The following is a 3722-nucleotide window of genomic DNA, read 5'->3' as shown; positions in this document are numbered from 1 at the left end:
TTTGGATTGACTTCACATCATTAATCACTGCGGTAAAACTTTACGGCATCCCGCCATTGAGCAACGCCAATGGCTCCTGATTAAAACAGAATGAATCCCCCACGAAGAAAAGATAAACCTACACGCAGGATAAAACACACAACAACGGCATAAATGGTTTTTAAAAACTACAAAGCCTGAAGGGAAACGGATCAACAGAACGTGCAAACAAAACATCAAAAACGCAATCAGAACGCTTTCTGGCGCTGTAAATCAACAACAACACCAAAACCTACAGCTTAACCACACAACTCAATCACAGAGCCGAATAGCGCACTTAAAACCTGTTTACAGATAACCCTGCCACAAGAACAAAGTTCACCAATATCAGAATCGATTTTCTTATCGTGAAAACGTTACTTTTCAACACACCATAAAAACGATTAACCATCGATAACGTAAATCTCATCTGAATCAAAACACCAGAACCAATCATCACGCTTTTTCTGAAAAGAGCCTTATGATGAAGATAATCACCTTGCACTGAGAAAAAACACCAGGGCCAGTTAATCATCTCATCAATCTCATCGTCACAAAATCATCCATAGAACCATTTAACAAAATCGTCGCAAGCACACCGTAAATCACACCAGGTTATCTCAGTCGGATTTGCGTTTTTACGTAAAGACACTTGTCTCAGGTTAACGACTAAAAACACAAAAACTCAGAAAAGGTTAAACGCAACATCAGTAAAATCGAATAGCAGATTGATTGCTTAAACAGAAAGGTTTTACAGCAGCTTTAAACTGATTTTAGCTAACGTAAAGATTTACTAAACTGGATGTGTTTCAGACAAAGCAATGTGTACAGCAATGCTTAATGAAAACACTTATAGGGCTGTTTATGAAAACACGTGTATGTCTGGTAAAACACTTAGTAGAAAATACGTGTATAACACTTACTGAAATGCTTAGTAAAAATACTTAGTAAAATATGTGTATATAGTATCATACCGACATTCTCAACATCTTCAGACTTCCATACATACTGGGTGTTAATTTTTCACTTTTACAGCCAGCATGGAGTTTTCTGTCCTAAAAACAGAGCAGATTTACTCTGGAATTATTTTTCTGCCCTCGTATTTCAGGCCCCAGAAAAGACAATCCGAAGCAAACCGTTTGTCAACCTCCATATCATCTTTTACCCCCGGAAAGTGATCGCGTTTTACAACCAGAATGACAGCCATACTGATTATGTCGTCTCCCGGCCCCCTTCACATATAACATGCATGTCTGTCATTGCTTACTGCTCTACATGACAGGATTTCACATACAGGATGCGCATTCAGTGTTTTTATCGCCACTATAACAGACAGATTACTGTCGCTTTTACTCTTCAGATTGTTAATCTGACCACAAGAACAGTCGAACAGTACAACGACACCCCCAAGGAGAATATGAGCCGTAGTTGATAGCATGTTTTATTTTATTATGAATAGGTCAAGAAATAGTTCTTGATATGTCTGGAATAGTTTTGTGAATAGTTCTAGAATATCCCCATAATCAGCTTTGAAGTGCTTGCAGGGTGATATTTTTATTGATCCCCTTGCATATACAACTGACATGTGATGGTGAAAATCACCAGAAAAGAAAACGATTGAGGCGTAATCAGATGAAACAATATAAAGGCGGTTATAACGTGAATAGATATGACTGGAAAAATAAAACAACTGAGCATTTATTGAATGATAATAATCTGGCAGATAATCACATACCTGAATGGATCAGAAAAAATGAAATTGCAGCATTCTGGTTCTGGTTAATTATGTCTCATACAGTTCCCGAAAAACTTAAACTTAATAATGAATCTGAGTTCAACTCTGCCTTGAAGGGGGTGATCGTTATGAAGGATAACCCCATGACAATTATTCCTTCAAGTCATGAAACACGACTGAATGTTATAGGGAAATGGATTAATGCGTTAATCCTTTATGGGGAAGCAGATCGGATTATCTCAATAATGCATCAAAACTGGCTGGGACTCGAAAAGAGAAACGAAGCCAAATGGCTTAAAAAGAATACCGAACAACTGAAATGGGCATGGGAATATATTGATGCACGTATCTCACCCACATATCTTTCCTGGTTTAATCCTGTAAATGATAACGAAAGATATATTGCCATTGTAGTTTTACTAAAAATGTTATTCCCCACAGACACACCCTGTTTACTGACGCCAAAAGAATTTCACCTAGGATTCGCTGCAAAAGAAAGATTTTTCGACAAGATGCACAATGCATTCAGAAAACAGTTTATCGATGGAAAAAAAGATAAACGGGTACAAATCAACGTAAAGATATCGCCATCCGCAAAAAGCGCTCTGGACAGACTGACCAGAGAGCGGAAAACAACACAGCAGGCTATTCTGGAACAACTGATTCTGTACGGTAGACTGGATTAACTTTCACCACTTTCGCTCCTGGCGATTTTCTTCTTTTTGTAGTGTCTGCTTGCTGCGGGCATCAGGTATTTTTCCGTCATTTTGTTGCAGAACGCTTCAATGTAGTTAACCATTTTCTGGTGTGCTTTCACCTTTTCCTCCCCAGGGGACATTTTCAGATAAATGTCCTCCTTTTCCACAAGTGCATTTATAAACTCCTCTAAACATCCCTGGTTATAAAGCGACGTGAAAAACAACACATTCCCCAGTCTCTCCAGTAATTGCGATTTAACCCTGTATTGTTGTTTTCTGAGAATTGATTGTTTTCTAAAGCTCAGTCTTGTTAAAAGTTGTTCAAATCTTGGTTCAAATTTAAAAACAGATTTTAATCTTAGGGATTGATACTCCTGATAAAACAGTTCAAACGTCGGGGATGCTGACCGAAGAACAGGTCGGGCCACAGCCCGTGGACTAAATCCCATGACTGAGATTTCCTTTCCCTCCTCCTGCAAGTTCAGAGGCAGTTCAGCAATCCATGCGTCCAGCTTAGCTGAATCGCTCTCCTTTCTCAAAACCTCATACAAACTGCCCGTGAACGGTTGAGCCGATTTTGGGGTTGCTTCACCTTTTGACTGTCTGAATCCATCCACTTTTCTCCGGATACTACGCGGAATCAGCATAAAAGGCGGGGCATTAAGAGATAAATGTTTACCAGTCATACGATGGCATTGTCCCACCTCGATCCAACAGGAAAATTTACTAACCGACCTTATCTTAAGCGCAATTATGTTAAGCAGGTACAGATAACGCACCGTATAACGATTAAAATGTTTCTCAGGATCAAACGATTCTGACCGTTCCCCTCTGTACACAAGTCCACTACGCTTCAGTATTCGCTGGGTATCTTTCCAGGCCTGACTTTTACAAATGCTCATTCGGCGTAGCGTATTAATCGACAGTGATGCCATCACTCCTCCCGAACTTTGTCACTCCAGATTTTTTCACGCCCATATTACCTGAATGATAAACCGGATTAGTGTGATCCGGTTCAGTGAAATCAACAGGATACCGGTATGTCATTCAGCCATTCTTCCCTCTCCGCACAAGTGAAATCATATCTGACGTTTCTTCCTGAAGAAATTCGCCAGAAAATCCTTGAACATCTCCACAGTGTTATTCATTACGAGCCCGTGATTGGCATTATGGGTAAATCCGGTGCCGGAAAAAGCAGCCTGTGCAATGCCATTTTTCAGTCCCGTGTCTGCGCCACGCATCCGCTGAACGGCTGCACCCGTCAGGCTCAT

The 3722-nt window shown here is 40.1% G+C and carries 3 protein-coding genes; 2 read left to right on the top strand and 1 reads right to left on the bottom strand.

The window, feature by feature from the left end; translation table 11 throughout:
* The first annotated feature begins 1650 nt into the window (after window positions 1-1650).
* Window positions 1651-2439: a hypothetical protein gene (locus ACJHYR_RS27125; protein ID WP_000816188.1), complete on the top strand. Its 789-nt coding sequence runs from the start codon at window positions 1651-1653 to the stop codon at window positions 2437-2439.
* On the opposite strand, the gene ACJHYR_RS27120 is transcribed toward ACJHYR_RS27125, so the two are convergent.
* Window positions 2436-3386, bottom strand: a complete 951-nt coding sequence (locus ACJHYR_RS27120) for a hypothetical protein (RefSeq protein WP_000157733.1) — start codon at window positions 3384-3386, stop codon at window positions 2436-2438. The two genes, ACJHYR_RS27125 and ACJHYR_RS27120, sit on opposite strands and share 4 nt — an antisense overlap.
* A gap of 105 nt (window positions 3387-3491) precedes the next feature.
* Between ACJHYR_RS27120 and ACJHYR_RS27115 the strand changes: the two genes are divergently transcribed.
* A partial coding sequence (locus tag ACJHYR_RS27115; RefSeq protein ID WP_171946083.1) for a GTPase occupies window positions 3492-3722 on the top strand: 231 nt, incomplete at its 3' end.

This window comes from Escherichia sp. WS1450 (genome assembly GCF_046487395.1).
Classification (GTDB): domain Bacteria; phylum Pseudomonadota; class Gammaproteobacteria; order Enterobacterales; family Enterobacteriaceae; genus Escherichia; species Escherichia coli.
Note: the sequence above shows the minus strand (reverse complement) of the source record. Positions and strands in the feature narration are given on the sequence as shown.

Bases quoted from the DNA above. Each gene is read 5' to 3' on its own strand.
- ACJHYR_RS27125 (WP_000816188.1), top strand. From the start codon at position 1,651: ATGAAACAATATAAAGGCGGTTATAACGTGAATAGATATGACTGGAAA.
- ACJHYR_RS27120 (WP_000157733.1), bottom strand. From the start codon at position 3,386: ATGGCATCACTGTCGATTAATACGCTACGCCGAATGAGCATTTGTAAA.